Below are 14,837 nucleotides of genomic sequence, written 5' to 3'. Positions count from 1 at the left end.
CCGCTTTGAACGCCTTCGCCATCACTTTCAGCGACCGATTCCCGGCAGCTGAAAACTACTAAAACAAACCGCCGGATACACCGTTTATGAGATAGTCCCTCAACGACGGCACCGAGACCGACTTTGGCCGGTTCAAGGGCAAAGTGGTGATGGTGGTCAACGTCGCATCGAACTGTGGTTTCACGCCGCAGTACGCAGGCCTGGAGAAGCTCTACGAAACCTACCGGGACCGTGGCTTCGAAATCCTTGGCATGCCGTGCAATCAGTTTGCCGGCCAGGAACCGGGCACGGACAGCGAAATCGCAGAGTTCTGCGAGCGCAACTTCGGCGTCACGTTCCCACTGACCGTCAAGGCTGATGTCCGTGGCAAGGGCCAGCACCAGCTGTACTCCGAGCTGACCAAGTTCAAGACGGGCATCCTTCCGGGCCTGGTCAAGTGGAACTTCGAGAAGTTCCTGGTGAACCGGGAGGGCACCATCGTGGCCCGCTTCGCGCCCACCACCGCTCCGGACTCCACTGACATTTCAGCAGCTATTGAAGCGGCGCTCGGCTAAAGAACTGGTCAGCGGATCCCGCATTCGGCGAACCGGGTGCGCAAAAGCGCAGTTCTTTTGGTTTTTTCCACATCAGCACCGGCGATTTGCCGGAAGTTTGCCGGATGTCTGGTTGGATAAACGTTACTGAAAGGTAGAAGGGAAGCGCCGTTTCCCACCAACCACAGAGGCAGCAATGGAGCACATCGAGGCCGAACATCCCCGGCCACGCCACTTCCTTCTTCACCTGAGCGATCCGCACCTGTTGGCCGGACCGGAACCCTTGTACGGCGTCGCGGATAGCGACTCCCGCTTGGCTCAGTTGTTCGAAGAGGTCAAAGCCTCCGGTGCGAAGCCTGAGGCAGTTATTTTCACCGGCGACCTGGCTGATAAGGGCGACCCGGAGGCGTACATCAAGCTGCGTTCCATTGTGGAACCGGCCTGCAAGGATCTCGGGGCCCAGGTGATCTGGGCCATGGGCAACCACGATGACCGGGCGAACTTCCGCCGGGAACTCCTGGACCAGCCCGGCTCCGACGAACCCGTGGATCACAGCTACTTCATTAATGGTCTCCGCGTCATCACCCTGGACACCACCGTCCCCGGTTTCCACCATGGCGAGATCAGCCAAGACCAGCTTGAGTGGCTGACCCGGCAACTTGATACGCCAGCCCCGGACGGCACCATCTTGGCACTGCACCACCCGCCCATCCCGTCGGTGCTGGACCTGGCAGTCCTGGTGGAACTGCGAAACCAGTCAGCCCTGGAAAGGGTGGTCCGGAACTCGGATGTCCGCACCATCTTGGCTGGCCACCTGCATTACTCGTCGACGGCGAGCTTCGCCGGCATCCCCGTGTCTGTGGCCTCCGCCAGCTGCTACACGCAGGACCTCAACGTTCCCGTGGGCGGCACCCGGGGCCAGGACGCCGGCCAGGCATTCAACCTGGTACACGTCTACGAACACACCATTGTGCATTCGGTGGTGCCGCTGGGAAGCGCAGCGACGGTGGGCGAGTACGTGTCCGCCGAAGAAACCACGCGCCGGTTGGCGGCAGCGGGGATCAGGATCCCCCAAACCACCAAAGCGCGGGTCAGCCCCAGGCTGGGGATGCCCTCCCGGTTCCTCTAGGACTAACCAGCCTACGGGCTGCTACTTCTCCCAGGGCGCCTTGATGGGGAAGTACTTCTCCAGGAAGTCAGTCACCAGTTCTGCCCGCTCATCTGAACTGACCTCCGGGAAACTGCCATCGTTGAGGCAGAAGAAGTCCACGTTGCGCTTGGCCAGCAGCCGCGGGAGCGAGTTCAGCCCCGTACGCATGGTGGTGTCCACGTACCGCACCTTGGCCGCGGTCTGGGTAACAGCCCGCCCGGTCAACAACGCGTAGTAGTGGTAGAACGAGTTCGTCACGGAGATGTTGTCTGCGGCGCGGAACCTGCTGGCCGCCGTCGAACGGAATTCCTCCGGGAACTCCCGCTCCATCCGGGCAACAACGCTTCGGCGCAGCGGCGCCGCTGCGTGCTCGAGGTGGCGGGTGGTAATCCGGCCGAACCGGTTCCACAGAAGTTTCCGGTTGACCCGCGCGGCGTTCTCGAAACCGCTGCGCTCAGCATCGTTGTCGCCGAGCCCAATCCTGGTTTCGGCCTCGATGAACTTGGTGATGCCGCCAGGAGTGAAGAACATGTCCGGGCTGACGGCGCGGCCGAAGAACATGTCGTCATTGGAGTACAGAAAGTGTTCGGACAGGCCCTCAATGTTGTGCAGCTGGCACTCCACCGCCTGGGAGTTGTGCGTGGGCAGCACCGACGGGTCGGCGAAGAATTCCTCGCTCCGGACAATGGTCACCGTGGGGTGTTCAGCCAGCCACTTGGGCGCCGGCGAGTCCGTGGCAATGAAGATCCGGCGGATCCACGGCGCAAACATGTAGATGGAGCGGAGCGCGTACTTGAGCTCATCGATCTGGCGGAAGCGGGCCTCGTGGTCGTCACCCTCACCGAGGACGGCGTCCTTCTGCTGGGCCCGCCGGGCTGCGATGTACTCCGGCGAGCTCCCGTCGACCCAGGAAAACACCAGGTCGATGTCAAAGCTGATATCGCTGGCATGATCGGCGAACATGTTCTCGATGGTGGGCCAGGTATGGCCATAGCGTTCCACGGTGCCGCGGACAGCATCCTGCCGCAAGAGCGTGCGGCGGGTCAGGGAATTTTCGATCGGCAGGGTCAGCTGGTCGCCTTCAAAGCTCCACAGCTCGATCTGCACCCCTGCAGAGGCGCCAAATTCGAACCCACCCACGGGCTCTACCCGCGGCCGGTACAGCCTGAAGATTCGGGCCTTGCGGTTGGACGACAGCTCACCGTCGGCCACCAGGACCGAGGTTTTCTTCTTCGCGTCCACCGTCATCGAGTAGAACGGCTGGTCGCGACAGGCTTCCACCAGCGCGGCGCGCAGCTTCTTCCGGCTTTTCCAGTCCAGGGCGATGACCGGGCGGTGGTTGTTGCCGCGTACCAGGAGGTACGCGAGGCCGGCATCGGCGAGCACGTTGCGGAGGAAAACGAGGTCCTCCACCATTGCCTGGTACGGCGTCTGGGTATCGTTGACGACGGCGTAGCGACCCTTATGCCGCACCATATCCGCACGAGGTTCCAGGCGCAGTTGCGCCTCCGGTGAGGTGACTTCATCGTGGAATAGTTCCGCCACTGACGCTTGCCCGCCGTAGTAGACCTCGTCCTGAACCTGAGACTCTGTAATGGTTTTCCCCTGCTAGTGGATGTAAGTGCTCTTACTACTTGCATGATAGCCCGTGCCAGCCACGGCTCAGGCGGTGAGCTCTTCCCGCCACCGGCGCAGGAAGGCGCCCCCGGCGTCGTCGTGAATCACATCCGCGCCCAACCCCAGATCCGCAGCGGTGAGCACCGTGTACTCCTTCATCGGGACCCCGTCAGCCGGCCGGACGTCAACGTGCTTCACCGGGTGGCCGTTGTGGTGCAGCCAATCAGCCATGGCGTAGTCGGTCCGGGAGTCGCCGACGGTGCGCCAGGCCTGCGGCGTGATGCCCTGGGCGGCCAGCAATTCCACGGCCCGGCTGGCGCCCAAGTCCTTGCCCAGCCGCACCGATTCCACGTCGGTGGAGACGATGGTGGGATCCACGCGGTAGTCCACGGCGTCGTCGGAATCCGGGGCATGGTGATCCAGCCGGACCACCCCCAGGCCGTGCTTGACCATCAAGGCCACAGCATCGGCGTCGAACAGTTCCTGCTCCGCTAGGTAAGCCTCGCTGGAGACCTCAATGTGCTGCTCCACGGAGACCATGGCGCGCTTTGTCTCATCGAAGAACATGTGCTCAGCGTATTTTTCGGCAACCAGAGTCCGGATCTCCGCACCGTACGCGGCGGGAACGGCCAGCTCATGGTCAACATGGATGTGCCCGGCGCCGGCAGCCGTGTAGCTGAACCAGACGGCGCCCTTTTCGCAGATCGCGTGGATGACGGTTCCTGCCGGAATGCCCGCGGCGAGCATCGGCGCCATCACCTCCTCGCGGATGAACGCGTCCGAACGTCCCGTATTGAACACCACGGGAATACCCGCGGCAGCCAGCGCCACCAGGTCCTGGATGATCTCGGCACGGACGGAGCGGGTGACCGGGCTGGCGACGGGTCCGTCCACGTCCAACAGCAGGGCCAGCGGCGGAACGGTCTGGAGGATTCCGACGGCGGGAAGGGCGGGGGATTGCGGCACAGTCATGGCTCCATTCTCGCAGCCGCGGAGACACCCATATTCCGTGTTTCCGGACGTGACGGTGACCGCCGGGATGGTCACTGTTTGGCCACAACCTCACATTGGTCAGTGCTGGCTACTTTCGCTTGGCCGGGACCGTGCCTAGGGTGGCATGGTGATATTCAAAGCTGTGGGTGAGGGCCGCCCCTACCCCGACCATGGTTACAGCACGCCCAAGGAGTGGGCCGCGCTGCCGCCACGGCCGGTACGACTCGACGAGTTGGTGACCACCAAACGCACCCTGGACCTGGAGGCGCTCCTCGCGGAGGACTCCACGTTCTTCGGCGACCTCTTCCCGCACGTTGTCCAATACCAGGGGATCCTCTACCTGGAGGACGGCCTGCACCGGGCCGTGCGGACTGCCCTGCACCAGCGCACAGCCATCCACGCCCGGGTCCTGGTGATCGATGGCTAGGAAGCGGCAGCAGGATGTGACGGTTCTGCACGGCCACCACGTCGTCACCGGACCTGAGCTGCGCGCCGCCATGGACTCGGTCCGCAATCCCGACGGCACCGGCAGCATCCGCCGTCGGGCAGTACACGGCATGGTGCTGGTAATCCTGATCGGGCTGATCTGCGCCGCCATCATCCTGGCGTTTGCCATCATCAACGGCCAGCTCAAGGTCCCGGCAGCCGTCGCCGCTAAGGAAACCGTCAAAACGTGCCCTACGGACAGCTTCACCTATGCCGCCAACGAATCCATCAACGTCAACGTCTACAACTCCACCAACAGGCCAGGGCTGGCGCGCGCCGTGGCGGACGATCTCCTGGCCCGGAAATTCGTGGTGGGGGCAGTGTCCAACATCGATGCGAACTACCGCGGCGCGGCGGCGGTGGTGTCCGGCACGGCAGGGCAGGCGGCCGCGTTCAGCCTCCAACGGAACCTGCAGGGCTCGGACTACTTCCTGGACGCCCGCACCGACGCCAGTGTGGACGTGGTGCTTGCGCAGAATTACAGTACGCTCACCCCGCAAGACGTGGTGGACCAGACGCCAGGGCCGCTTCTCTGCCCCCGAGACAGCCGCAGGGTGGCGGACACGGGCAAGTCCCCTGTGGTGCCGTCAGCCGCGCCAGCTGGCTGACCCTGCATCTCAGCGGGTCGGCCCGTTGCGTCTGCCCGTGCCTAGTGTGCGATGGCCAGGGGGTTGAGCTGGAGCGGCCGCCCGCCGTCGTCGAACCGTGCGCCTGCACCCAGCTGAATAAAATGCACCGTGCGATTCACGCGTGCCTCCAGATCGGCGGGCTCGTTGCTGCCTCGGGCCGCGCTGGAGGAAAGCGTGCCCAGGATCAGTTGCGACTGCTGAACAATGTCACCCACCGGCAGGTATCCCTGCGCCATGCCGTCCCGCAGGATGCCTTGCAGGAGCACGCTCAGCTCGCCCACGTGATCGGAGAGTTTGGCGAAGGACGACGGCGAGAGGACAGCGCCCATGGCGGGTCCGGGCGGCAGGTGGCGGCGGGAGAGGTCAACCACTTGGGCGCGCACGTAGACGGCCAGCCGATCCACCGGGTTGTCCAACGCGGCCAGTGCGGAGCGGAGGTCGGTGAGGAACTTCTCCGTCTCGTCGAGTGCGTAGGCGATCAGCAGCTCTTCAATGTCCGCGTAGTAGTTGTACACAGCCGTCCGGCCCACCCCGGCATGCCGCGCCACATCGGTCATGGTCAGGCCGGGGAGGCCGTGCGAAAAGAGCAACTCGCCAAAGGCCGTCAGGATGCGGCGCTGGGTGTCCGCACGCTGTTCGGCGTTGCTGGCGGCAGAAATCCGAGGCATGGAGACACTTTACCGCGATGTGTCAGTAAAGCCCTACTTGACCGCGCAGCCGTTCGGCCCGCAAACTCCTTCGGCAGCGTTGACCAACTCCAGCGGTTTGGCCTCGTCCCAGGCCCGGGTCAAGGCGGCCGTGAACGTCTCACTGGGCTGCGCGCCGGACAGGCCGAACTTCCGGTCGATGACGAAGAACGGCACCCCGGTGACGCCGAGCGCCCGGGCTTCCTCGAAATCGAGGCGCACATCTTCGGCGTACTTGTCACTGCTGAAAAGGTCCGCAACTTCGGCCGCAGCGATGCCAAGGTCCTTGCCCAACGCGGTGAGGTACTCCTGGTTGCCGATGTCCTTGCCGTGCTCGAAGTGGTCGCTGAGCAGGCGCTCCTTTGCCGCGTCCTGGACGCCGTGGGCAGCGGCCAGGTGGATCAGGCGGTGCGCTGTGAAGCTGTTCGCCACCACTACCTTGCCGAAATCGTATTCCAGGCCTTCACCCTTGGCCTCGTTGGCCACATGCGTGAACATCTTCGCTACCTGATCCGCGGGCATGCCCTTGCGGGTGCTCAGGTAATCCTGCTCGGTGCCGTCGTAGTGGTCCGGCAGGCCGGGGTCCAACTGGTAGCTGCGCCAGATGACCTCCACGTTTTCGCGGTGTGGGAATGCTGCCAAGGCAGTCTCAAAGCGGCGTTTCCCAATGAAACACCAGGGGCAAGCAACGTCTGACCAGATTTCAACCTTCATGCTCACCCCAACTGGTGGTGCCGGGAAAGTATTCCGGTGCCCGTCCTGCGGTCCCACGAACCCCGTTACGGCAGGGACCGCTCCAAGACGAAGTCGTGCTCAACGGTGGCGCCCAGGGTGAACGTCTTCTCGCCCACTTGGCTGAAACCGGACTTCGTGTAAAACCTGATCGCGCGGACGTTTTGGCTGTTGACGCCCAGCCACATGCCGGCGCCGCCCATCGCTGCCGCCCGCACCACGGACGCGGCCATCAGCTCGGCCGCAGCCCCCAGCCCATGGTGATCGGGGTGGACGTAGCACTTGCTCAGCTCAATCGAGGGGAGGAGCGTGAGGGAAGCTGCGACGTCGGAGTCCTCCGTTGGCCGGTTGACCAACAGGCTATAGCCGCGGAGTTCGCCGGCTGCGTCCATGACCAGGATGGCGATGTCCGGGTCAGCCAGGTAGGTGGCGAAGTGGCTGGCGGTCAGGGTCCGGGCAAGGTGCGCCGCGATGTCCACAGGTGACGCCGACGGCGGGCAGGCCAGCGGGAAGGTGACGGCAGCCAGCGCTGCCAGGGCCTCGGCGTCGTGGGCGGTGGCTTCGCGGATATCCGTCATGGAAACGATCATGCCACGATCTGCAGGTACGCCCTGATCCCGTCCACCACCAACTGGTGGTCCTGGTCTGAACTCAACCCAGACGCCGTGACGGCTCCGATAACGCCGGCGCCGCGGACCCGGAGGGGGAACGAACCGCCGGCGAGCGTGTAGTCCTCGGGGGCCAGCCAGCCGCCCTGGGTGGGGTCGTAATCGCTGAACTGTTCAGCGAGCAGCGCCGTGCTGTGCTCGAAGCGCAGGACCGAGGCGGACTTCCGCCGGATCCACTCCTCTTGATCAGAAGTAGGCCCGGGCAGGACGCAGCGGAACAGCACCACGTTGTGTCGGCGGATATCGATGGCGACACCGTGGCCCGCAGCTTCGGCGGCGGTTGTGAGCAGGGAGCCCAGGCGCCAGGCATCGAGATTGTCAAAACGTTCAAAGACCAGTTCGTCTTCCTGAGCCCGCAATTCCAGCAGGCGCGGCGAATCACTCATGGAGTGCACCGCCCGCCAGAGCGTCAGCGGCGTAGCGCAGCCCGATCTGGCTGCGAATCTGGTCCATGGCCGCCATGACGGCCACCGTCTCAGCCGGCGGCAGCACCGTCCCTGAGGTGGCGCCGGCTGCGATGAGCCGTTCGACTTCCGCGGCCTGGTACTGCATGCCGCGGCTGGTGACGGGCTGGTCAAAGCGCTCCAGCACGTTGCCCTCTGAATCGAACACGGTGAAGGGGACGGCGTTGTACCAGATCGATTCGATGTCGATCCAGCCGTCGGTACCGATCACCACCGCCCTGTTGGCGCCCGCGGCGTCAAGTTCGCAGTCCACGTAGGCTTGCTGGCCGTTCCCGTACTGGAAGATCGCTGCCGTCTGCCGATCCACGCCCGTGGCCGTGGGCGAGGAGCTGGCCAGGATGGTGGCGGGGGTGCCCAGCACATCGAAGGCGAAGGAAATGGGGTAAATTCCCAGGTCAAGCAGGGCACCGCCACCCAGTGCCGGATCGTTGAGCCGGTGCGCAGGATCCTTGGGCAGGTTCTGGTTGTGGCTGGCTACTACCTTGCGGACCTCGCCCAACGTTCCTGCTGCCAGGATCTCCCGGATCCGCACCATGTGCGGGAGGAACCTCGTCCACATGGCCTCGAGTGCCACCAGCCCCTTGGCTTCGGCCAACGCCACGATCTCCTGGGCTTCGGCGGCGTTCATGGTGAACGGCTTCTCTACGAGGACGTGCTTGCCGGCATTCAACGCCAGCAAGGCGTGGGCATGGTGGAACGGGTGTGGGGTGGCCACGTAGACCACATCCACCTCCGGATCAGCCACCAGATCCTCGTAGCTGCCGTGGGCCGTGGCCACACCGTATTGCTGGCTGAAGGCGGTGCTGGATTCGAGTGAGCGGGAGCCTACGGCCTGAACCGCGAAGCCGTTGTCGAGGAGGTCCGAGGTCTGCAAGCCGGCAATGAAGCCGGTGCCGAGGATACCCCAGCGGATGGTGCCGTCAGAGGTGCCATGGGTGGGGGCCACGTATTAGTCCTTCGAGGGGTCGGAAAGTGGGTAGGCAACGTACGCGAACCGATCTGATGTCGGCGCCCAGCTGTTGACGTTCAGGGTGCCCTGGCCGCCAAACAGTGGCCAGGTGTGAAGTGGTTCGGCCCAGTTGTCCGCGGCGACCAAGACGACGTCGACAGGCAGGTCGGCGGGGTGGCCTTGTGTTCCGCTGGGGAATCTAATGTAGCTTGCGTGCTGGGCATCGGGGGAGAGGTGTGGAAACCAGTCCACGGTTCCGGAGGTGAGCAGCTGCTCGAAACCGGTCCCGTCGGGGCGCACGCGCGCTAGTTGCGCGTGGCCCGGCGCCGTCGAAAACGATTCCGTGTTCAGGTAGAGCCACTGTCCATCCGGTGAATATTCCGGCCCGTCGCAGTGGCCTGCGCCCACGTCCACGGCGGCGGGAGCACCGCCGTCGACCGCTATGGTCATGAGTTTTCCCGGCTGGCTGAAATCACCCGCCTCGATGCCCACGTACGCCAACTCTCGGCCGTCCGGGCTGACGCCGTGCAGGAAATGGAAGGAGCCGTCCTCCGGGGTGACGCGCGTGGTGTCGCCACCGGACAGCGCTGCGCGGTAGATATGGCCGTCGTTGGCCGAGAGGAATATCCCCTCGCCGTCCGGGGCCAGGACGTGGTCGTTGTTCAGGTCGGGAATCCCTGCCAGCTCCACCTGCGTCAAGGACCCGCTGGCCAGCTCCAAGCGCCACAGTGTGCCGCCGCCATTCAGGATCAACGCCGCACCATCCAGTGTCCAGTTGGGCGCCTCCAACAAGACCTCATCGGTACTGAAAGCCAACTCGGCCTTGCCGCTCAGCGATGCCAGCCACACCTCACACCGTTGGCCAACCTGCAGTTCCCGGATCACTGCCGGGCCTCGCCGAGTTCCTTGATGCGGATATTCCGCCACCGGCACTGCGCACCCTTGCCCCAGCGGGCTTCGCCAAACATTTCGTCGTTGTCGTGCACCTCGAGGGCCAGGTGGCCGCGCTCGCCGAGGACAGCCAGGACGGCGGCCGCATCGTAGTCAGGGGAAACCACCGTGGCGGTGTCCAGCTCGGCGATCTGTACGCCGTTGATCCACGTGCTGATGACCGGCAACGCGCCCACACAGCGGATCCGCAGCTCGTTCCAGTCGTCCCAGCGCCAGGCGGCCAGGAAATCCTCGACGTCGGCCGCGTAGCTGAGCCGGGCGCGCTTCTCTTCCGTGACGGGTTCCACCGAGGTGGCCGGGTCATCGGCGATCAGCCCCGTGGGCGCCCCGGAGGCGTCACGGGCCACGTCGATGGCGAACGGCACGGCCGAAAAGCTGGCCAGTCCGTTGCCGAAGAACCCCCCTATACCGCCGGAAGGCCGGTGATCCACCAGGACCTGAAAGCCCTCCCAGCTATCCCGTTGCCGACGCAGCATCACGCCGGTATCAGCAGGCCAGTCGGGGCGCATCTCCAGAACGAGCTCAAAGTCACCGTAGGCCTGCTCACTGACCAGGTAGCCGCCGTACCCACTGCCGGGAGCGTCTTGTTCGCCCACCAGGACACCATCTTCGACAAACCAGTGCGCCGGATGTGCCTCGGGTTCCACCGGCCGCTTCAGGCCGTGGGCATCGAAGTAGTCCAGCAGTGACGGTCCGCCCGGGTAGACGGTGCCGTAGATGCGGGGAACGGCCCGCCACCCAGCCAGGCTGGCGCCGTCGAACAGTGGGTGGTACCCGTCGACGTCGGGCAGGGTGCTGAAGGGCATGCGGAAGGCTCCGATGTTCGAGGTGGGGGCAACTGGCGTCCGCAGGTCAGTCCTGGTTGCTAAAGGCGGCGTCGAAGGAGGTGTTGGAGGCGGGAAAGTCGAATTTCTTGAGGGCCGCGAGGGCTTCGGGGGCGCCGTGCAGCCGGTCCATAGCGGCGTCTTCCCATTCGACGCTGATGGGGCCGTCGTAGCCGATGGCGGTGAGGGCGCGGAAGGAGGCTTCCCAGGGGACGTCGCCGCGTCCGGCGGAGACGAAGTCCCAGCCGCGGCGGGGGTCGCCCCAGGGGAGGTGCGAGCCGAGGACGGTGTTCCGGCCGGTCTGGCGGATCTTGGTGTCCTTGCAGTCCACGTGGTAGATCCGGTCCTTGAAATCCCAGATGAAGGAGACCGGGTCCATGCCCTGCCACATCATGTGGGAGGGGTCCCAGTTCAGGCCGAAAGCTTCGCGGTGGCCGATCGCCTCAAGGGTCCGCACGGTGGTCCAGTAGTCGTAGGCAATTTCGGAGGGATGGACCTCGTGGGCGAACCGGACACCGCATTCGTCAAAGACGTCCAGGATGGGGTTCCACCGGTCGGCGAAGTCTTGGTAGCCGGCGTCGATGACCTTTTCGGGGACGGGCGGGAACATGGCCACGTACTGCCAGATGGAGGAGCCGGTGAAGCCGACGACGGTGTCCACCCCGAGTGCTTTGGCGAGCCGGGCGGTGTGTTGCATTTCTTCGGCGGCGCGTTGGCGGACACCTTCGGGATCGCCGTCGCCCCAGACCTTGGAACCCACGATCGCTTCGTGCCGGAAGTCGATGGGGTCATCGCAGACGGCCTGGCCCTTGAGGTGGTTGGAGATAGCCCAGACCTTGAGGTTGTACTTGGCCAGGACGGCGAGCTTGGCTTCGACGTACCCGGGCTCGTCCCAGCGCCAGGCGTCCAGGTGGTCGCCTGACACGGCGATCTCCAAGCCGTCGTAGCCCCACTCGGAGGCGAGGCGGGCGACTTCCTCGAAGGGGAGGTCGGCCCACTGGCCGGTGAACAGGGTGAACGGGCGGGCCATGTCAGGCTCCTTCGGTAGCGGTGTGCAGTTGGATCAGCGAACTTTTGGCGGCAGCGGATTCTTCCACTGCTGCCAGGATGTGCTGGACGTTCAGGCCTTCCTCAAACGAGGGGGAGGGCGCCTCGCCGGTGGCAATGGCGGTGAGGAAGTCCCGGACCTGGTGCGTGAAGGTCTGTTCCCAACCGATGATGTGGCCCTGCGGCCACCAAGCTTCAAGGTACGGGTGCTCGGGCTCGTTGACCAGAATCCGGCGGAACCCCTGCTCGCGGACCGGGACCGTGGCGTCCAGGAAGCCGAGCTCGTTCAGGGATTCCAGGTCGAACAGGATGGTGCCCTTGTCGCCGTAAATCTCGAGTTTGAGCGAGTTCTTCTGGCCGGTGGCCACCCGGGATACCTCCACGGAGGCGATTGCGCCGGAGGCCAGGGACAGGGTGGCCCAGGCGGCGTCGTCGACCGTGACCTCCTCGGTGCCGGAGGGCCCGGGCCGGTTGGTGACGAAGGTGTGCAGCCGACCTGACACCTCCGTGACGGCGTCGCCCAGGAGGAACAAGACCTGGTCGATGGCGTGCGAGGCAATGTCGCCCAGGGCGCCAGAACCGGCTGTTTCCTTGCGCAGGCGCCACGTCATGGGGGACTCTGCGTCGCTGAGCCAGTCCTGCAGGTAGGCCGCCCGGACATGCCGGACAGTACCCAGCCTGCCTTCGGCGATGAGTTCGCGGGCCAGGGCCAGGGCCGGCACGCGTCGGTAGTTGAAGCCGATCATGGACTGCACGCCCCGGGCTCGGGCCTTCGCCGCCGCGGCGGTCATCAGCTCGGCCTCCGCGATGGTGTTGGCCAGGGGTTTTTCCACGAGGACGTGCTTACCGGCGGCCAGGGCAGCAACGGCGATTTCGGCGTGCATCCAGCCTGGTGCACAGATATCGATGATGTGGATATCGTCCCGTTCAATGACGGTCCGCCAATCGGTGGCCGACTCCGCCCAGCCGTACTTGGCTGCAGCGGCGGCGACCTGGGTGGCGTCCCGGCCTACGAGGACTTTCTGCTCGAAGGCCGGGACGTCGAAAAAGCTGGCCACATTCCGCCACGCATTCGAGTGGGCCTTCCCCATGAAGGCATAACCGATGACCGCGACCCCCAGAGGGGTCGGCAGTTGCCGGTCGGAAGGCAGGGGCGAGTGGGTGGGGGTGGTCATGGTGATGATCCTCAGTTACAGGGTGGCGGTTTCCGGTGCCCAGTCCTCGGGGACGGTCGCCGAAACGGGTGCGTTGCTGGTGACGTCCACGAACGAACCGGTTTCCACCGACTCCGAAATCGAGACCATGGTGTCCAGGACGTGATAGGCGAGGTCGCCGGTGGCGCGGTGCGCGGTCCCGGCACGCAGGGCGCGGGCCATGTCCAGGGCGCCCAGGCCGCGTCCGTTGGCCGGGCCCACAGCCGGGATGATCTCCGGCTCGTCGGCTCCCGGCCGCCACAGCTTGAGGTCACCGTCGAAGTAGTTGGGATCCGGCAGGGACAGTGTTGCTTCGGTGCCGGTGATTTCCACGAAGCCCATCCGCAGGCGCGGGGATTCGAAGGAGAACACGCTGTGGCTGGACGCCCCGGATTCGAACTGCGCCATCGCGGAGACATGGGTGGGAACCTCGACGGCGAATTCCTCGCCCGCCTTGGGTCCGGAACCGATGACGCGGGTTGCCTTTGCCGCGGATCCGACGGCGGCCACCTTGCGGACCGAACCGAAGGTCTGGATCAGGGCCGTGAGGTAGTACGGGGCCATGTCGAACAGCGGTCCGGCGCCCTTTTGGAAGAGGAACGCGGGGTTGGGGTGCCAGGACTCCGGACCCGGGGTCTGGAATGTGGTCAAGCCGGTCAACGGGGTGCCAATGTCGCCGCGTTCAATGATGCGGCGGGCGGTCTGCAGGCCAGCACCCAGGAAGGTGTCCGGCGCGGTCCCCAGGCGGATGCCAGCGGCGTCGGCTGCCTTGAGCAGTCCCAGCCCGGAGTCGCGATCCAGGGAGAACGGCTTTTCGGTCCAGACGTGCTTGCCGGCGTTGACGGCGGCAGTGGCCACCTCGACGTGCGCTGCCGGGATGGTCAGGTTGACGATGATTTCGACGTCGGGGTGGTTGAGGGCCTTCTCCACGCCGCCCCATTCGGGGATGCCGTACTCCTTGGCGCGCGCCTCAGCGGTGGCCTCGAAAAGGTCGGCGATGACCAGCACCTTGAGGTCTGGGAAGACCGTCAGGTTGTCCAGGTACTGCTTGGAGATGTTGCCGGCACCGATGACGGCGACACCTACCGGGCCTTTGCGTTCTGAAGGGGCGAAACCGGCGCTCATGCGGTGGCTCCTTCAGTGGCGCCTGCGCCGGTGTTTGCGGTGAGGTACGCGAGGCTTTCGGCGATGCCTGCGAAGATGTCGCCGTCATAGTCATCGAATTCCACCACTCCCACTTCCAGGGCGGTGGCGGCAGCAATGACGTCCAGCACGGGAATGGTGCCCTGGCCGGCAGGCTGCTGGGCCGTAATGTCGGTGGTGGCCGGGCCGTCCTTGATGTGGATGAGCTTGACGCGGTCGCCGAGCCTGGCCAGCAGTTCCACCGGGTTCTGGCCGCCCACTGCGGCCCAGTAGGTATCGACCTCAAGGACCAGTTCGGGATCCAGCAGGGATTCGAAGTATTCCAGGGCGGTGGTGCCTTCGATGGTGGACTCCAGCTCCCAGGCGTGGTTGTGGTAGCCCACGCGGATGCCGTACTCGGCGCCCTTCTTGGCTGCCGCGTTCAAGGTGGCGGCCGTGGCCTGGATGGTTTCGGCGTCCTGCCAGTGCTCGGCGGGGAGGTAGGGATCGATGACAGTGCTGATGCCCAGTTCCTTGGCCGCGGCGAAGATTTCGTCCTGGTCCTGCGTCAACAGCGGTGCATGCCCGGACGGTGCGGTGAGCCCGTTCTCCTTCAGGGCTGCGCCGAGTTCCGCCGCGGTGGCCACGAAGTTGTACGGCTCAACCTGGGCGAAGCCGATCTCGGCCACCTTTTTGATGGTGCCGGGCAGGTCCTCGGCGATGGAGTTGCGCAGGGTGTAGAGCTGGATGGAGTACGACATGAAATTCCTTTACGGGAGAAGACGGTAGGTGG

General features: G+C 65.0%; 16 protein-coding genes and 1 pseudogene. 4 read left to right on the top strand and 13 right to left on the bottom strand.

Annotation, left to right across the window (positions count from 1 at the left end; all coding sequences use genetic code 11):
- Positions 1-95 precede the first annotated feature (95 nt).
- Together PSET11_RS04540 and PSET11_RS04535 are read left to right on the top strand one after the other, a co-directional pair.
- A pseudogene (locus tag PSET11_RS04540) lies at positions 96-554 on the top strand (glutathione peroxidase); the annotation flags it as partial.
- Between the two features lie 175 nt (positions 555-729).
- Entirely contained in the window at positions 730-1,662 is a 933-nt protein-coding gene (locus PSET11_RS04535) for a phosphodiesterase (protein ID WP_124090925.1), read from the top strand.
- Positions 1,663-1,683: 21 nt separating this feature from the next.
- Here the strand turns inward: PSET11_RS04535 and PSET11_RS04530 are convergent, their stop codons facing one another.
- Together PSET11_RS04530 and PSET11_RS04525 are read right to left on the bottom strand one after the other, a co-directional pair.
- Entirely contained in the window at positions 1,684-3,159 is a 1,476-nt protein-coding gene (locus tag PSET11_RS04530; RefSeq protein ID WP_203415902.1) for a stealth family protein, read from the bottom strand.
- Positions 3,160-3,345: 186 nt separating this feature from the next.
- Positions 3,346-4,272 (bottom strand): Cof-type HAD-IIB family hydrolase, encoded by a 927-nt coding sequence (locus PSET11_RS04525; protein ID WP_124090924.1) that lies wholly within the window; start codon positions 4,270-4,272, stop codon positions 3,346-3,348.
- 148 nt (positions 4,273-4,420) lie between these two features.
- Between PSET11_RS04525 and PSET11_RS04520 the strand changes: the two genes are divergently transcribed.
- Complete coding sequence (locus tag PSET11_RS04520; protein WP_203415901.1) at positions 4,421-4,720, top strand: type II toxin-antitoxin system VapB family antitoxin; 300 nt, start codon at positions 4,421-4,423, stop codon at positions 4,718-4,720.
- A 16-nt stretch (positions 4,721-4,736) separates the two neighbouring features.
- The gene (locus tag PSET11_RS04515) at positions 4,737-5,387 is read left to right on the top strand and encodes a LytR C-terminal domain-containing protein (RefSeq protein ID WP_345788812.1); all 651 of its coding nucleotides are present in this window, start codon (positions 4,737-4,739) and stop codon (positions 5,385-5,387) included.
- Positions 5,388-5,428: 41 nt separating this feature from the next.
- On the opposite strand, the gene PSET11_RS04510 is transcribed toward PSET11_RS04515, so the two are convergent.
- From PSET11_RS04510 to PSET11_RS04460, 11 genes are all read right to left on the bottom strand, one after another.
- Positions 5,429-6,076 carry a TetR/AcrR family transcriptional regulator gene (locus tag PSET11_RS04510; RefSeq protein WP_124090921.1) on the bottom strand — a complete coding sequence of 216 codons (648 nt, stop codon included), beginning with the start codon at positions 6,074-6,076 and terminating at the stop codon, positions 5,429-5,431.
- 33 nt (positions 6,077-6,109) lie between these two features.
- Entirely contained in the window at positions 6,110-6,808 is a 699-nt protein-coding gene (locus PSET11_RS04505; protein WP_124090920.1) for a DsbA family oxidoreductase, read from the bottom strand.
- A 65-nt stretch (positions 6,809-6,873) separates the two neighbouring features.
- Entirely contained in the window at positions 6,874-7,404 is a 531-nt protein-coding gene (locus tag PSET11_RS04500) for a GNAT family N-acetyltransferase (RefSeq protein WP_124090919.1), read from the bottom strand.
- An 8-nt stretch (positions 7,405-7,412) separates the two neighbouring features.
- Positions 7,413-7,880, bottom strand: coding sequence for a heme-degrading domain-containing protein (locus PSET11_RS04495; protein ID WP_124090918.1), 468 nt, complete (start codon positions 7,878-7,880; stop codon positions 7,413-7,415).
- Entirely contained in the window at positions 7,873-8,904 is a 1,032-nt protein-coding gene (locus PSET11_RS04490; protein WP_124090917.1) for a Gfo/Idh/MocA family protein, read from the bottom strand. Before PSET11_RS04490 ends, PSET11_RS04495 begins: the two co-directional genes overlap by 8 nt.
- Before the next feature lie 3 nt (positions 8,905-8,907).
- Positions 8,908-9,792: a TolB family protein gene (locus PSET11_RS04485; protein WP_124090916.1), complete on the bottom strand. Its 885-nt coding sequence runs from the start codon at positions 9,790-9,792 to the stop codon at positions 8,908-8,910.
- Positions 9,789-10,664, bottom strand: a complete 876-nt coding sequence (locus PSET11_RS04480; protein WP_124090915.1) for a 3-keto-disaccharide hydrolase — start codon at positions 10,662-10,664, stop codon at positions 9,789-9,791. Before PSET11_RS04480 ends, PSET11_RS04485 begins: the two co-directional genes overlap by 4 nt.
- Positions 10,665-10,710: 46 nt before the next feature.
- On the bottom strand, positions 10,711-11,712 hold the full coding sequence (locus tag PSET11_RS04475; protein ID WP_124090914.1) for a sugar phosphate isomerase/epimerase family protein: 1,002 nt from the start codon (positions 11,710-11,712) through the stop codon (positions 10,711-10,713).
- 1 nt (position 11,713) lies between these two features.
- On the bottom strand, positions 11,714-12,904 hold the full coding sequence (locus tag PSET11_RS04470; protein ID WP_124090913.1) for a Gfo/Idh/MocA family protein: 1,191 nt from the start codon (positions 12,902-12,904) through the stop codon (positions 11,714-11,716).
- A gap of 15 nt (positions 12,905-12,919) precedes the next feature.
- Positions 12,920-14,047, bottom strand: coding sequence for a Gfo/Idh/MocA family protein (locus tag PSET11_RS04465; RefSeq protein WP_124090912.1), 1,128 nt, complete (start codon positions 14,045-14,047; stop codon positions 12,920-12,922).
- A complete protein-coding gene (locus tag PSET11_RS04460; protein ID WP_124090911.1) occupies positions 14,044-14,805 on the bottom strand; it encodes a sugar phosphate isomerase/epimerase family protein in 762 nt (253 codons plus the stop codon). The genes PSET11_RS04465 and PSET11_RS04460 overlap by 4 nt, the downstream gene beginning before the upstream one ends.
- Positions 14,806-14,837 lie beyond the last annotated feature (32 nt).

Source organism: Arthrobacter ulcerisalmonis, assembly GCF_900609065.1.
In the GTDB taxonomy this organism is placed as follows: domain Bacteria; phylum Actinomycetota; class Actinomycetes; order Actinomycetales; family Micrococcaceae; genus Arthrobacter; species Arthrobacter ulcerisalmonis.
Note: the sequence above shows the minus strand (reverse complement) of the source record. Positions and strands in the feature narration are given on the sequence as shown.

Excerpts from the sequence above, each read along its gene's own strand:
- PSET11_RS04495 (WP_124090918.1), bottom strand. The coding sequence starts at position 7,880 with ATGAGTGATTCGCCGCGCCTGCTGGAATTGCGGGCTCAGGAAGACGAA.
- PSET11_RS04465 (WP_124090912.1), bottom strand. The coding sequence starts at position 14,047 with ATGAGCGCCGGTTTCGCCCCTTCAGAACGCAAAGGCCCGGTAGGTGTC.
- PSET11_RS04525 (WP_124090924.1), bottom strand. The coding sequence starts at position 4,272 with ATGACTGTGCCGCAATCCCCCGCCCTTCCCGCCGTCGGAATCCTCCAG.
- PSET11_RS04530 (WP_203415902.1), bottom strand. The coding sequence starts at position 3,159 with ATGGTGCGGCATAAGGGTCGCTACGCCGTCGTCAACGATACCCAGACG.
- PSET11_RS04510 (WP_124090921.1), bottom strand. The coding sequence starts at position 6,076 with ATGCCTCGGATTTCTGCCGCCAGCAACGCCGAACAGCGTGCGGACACC.
- PSET11_RS04470 (WP_124090913.1), bottom strand. The coding sequence starts at position 12,904 with ATGACCACCCCCACCCACTCGCCCCTGCCTTCCGACCGGCAACTGCCG.
- PSET11_RS04535 (WP_124090925.1), top strand. The coding sequence starts at position 730 with ATGGAGCACATCGAGGCCGAACATCCCCGGCCACGCCACTTCCTTCTT.
- PSET11_RS04500 (WP_124090919.1), bottom strand. The coding sequence starts at position 7,404 with ATGACGGATATCCGCGAAGCCACCGCCCACGACGCCGAGGCCCTGGCA.
- PSET11_RS04480 (WP_124090915.1), bottom strand. The coding sequence starts at position 10,664 with ATGCCCTTCAGCACCCTGCCCGACGTCGACGGGTACCACCCACTGTTC.
- PSET11_RS04475 (WP_124090914.1), bottom strand. The coding sequence starts at position 11,712 with ATGGCCCGCCCGTTCACCCTGTTCACCGGCCAGTGGGCCGACCTCCCC.
- PSET11_RS04460 (WP_124090911.1), bottom strand. The coding sequence starts at position 14,805 with ATGTCGTACTCCATCCAGCTCTACACCCTGCGCAACTCCATCGCCGAG.
- PSET11_RS04505 (WP_124090920.1), bottom strand. The coding sequence starts at position 6,808 with ATGAAGGTTGAAATCTGGTCAGACGTTGCTTGCCCCTGGTGTTTCATT.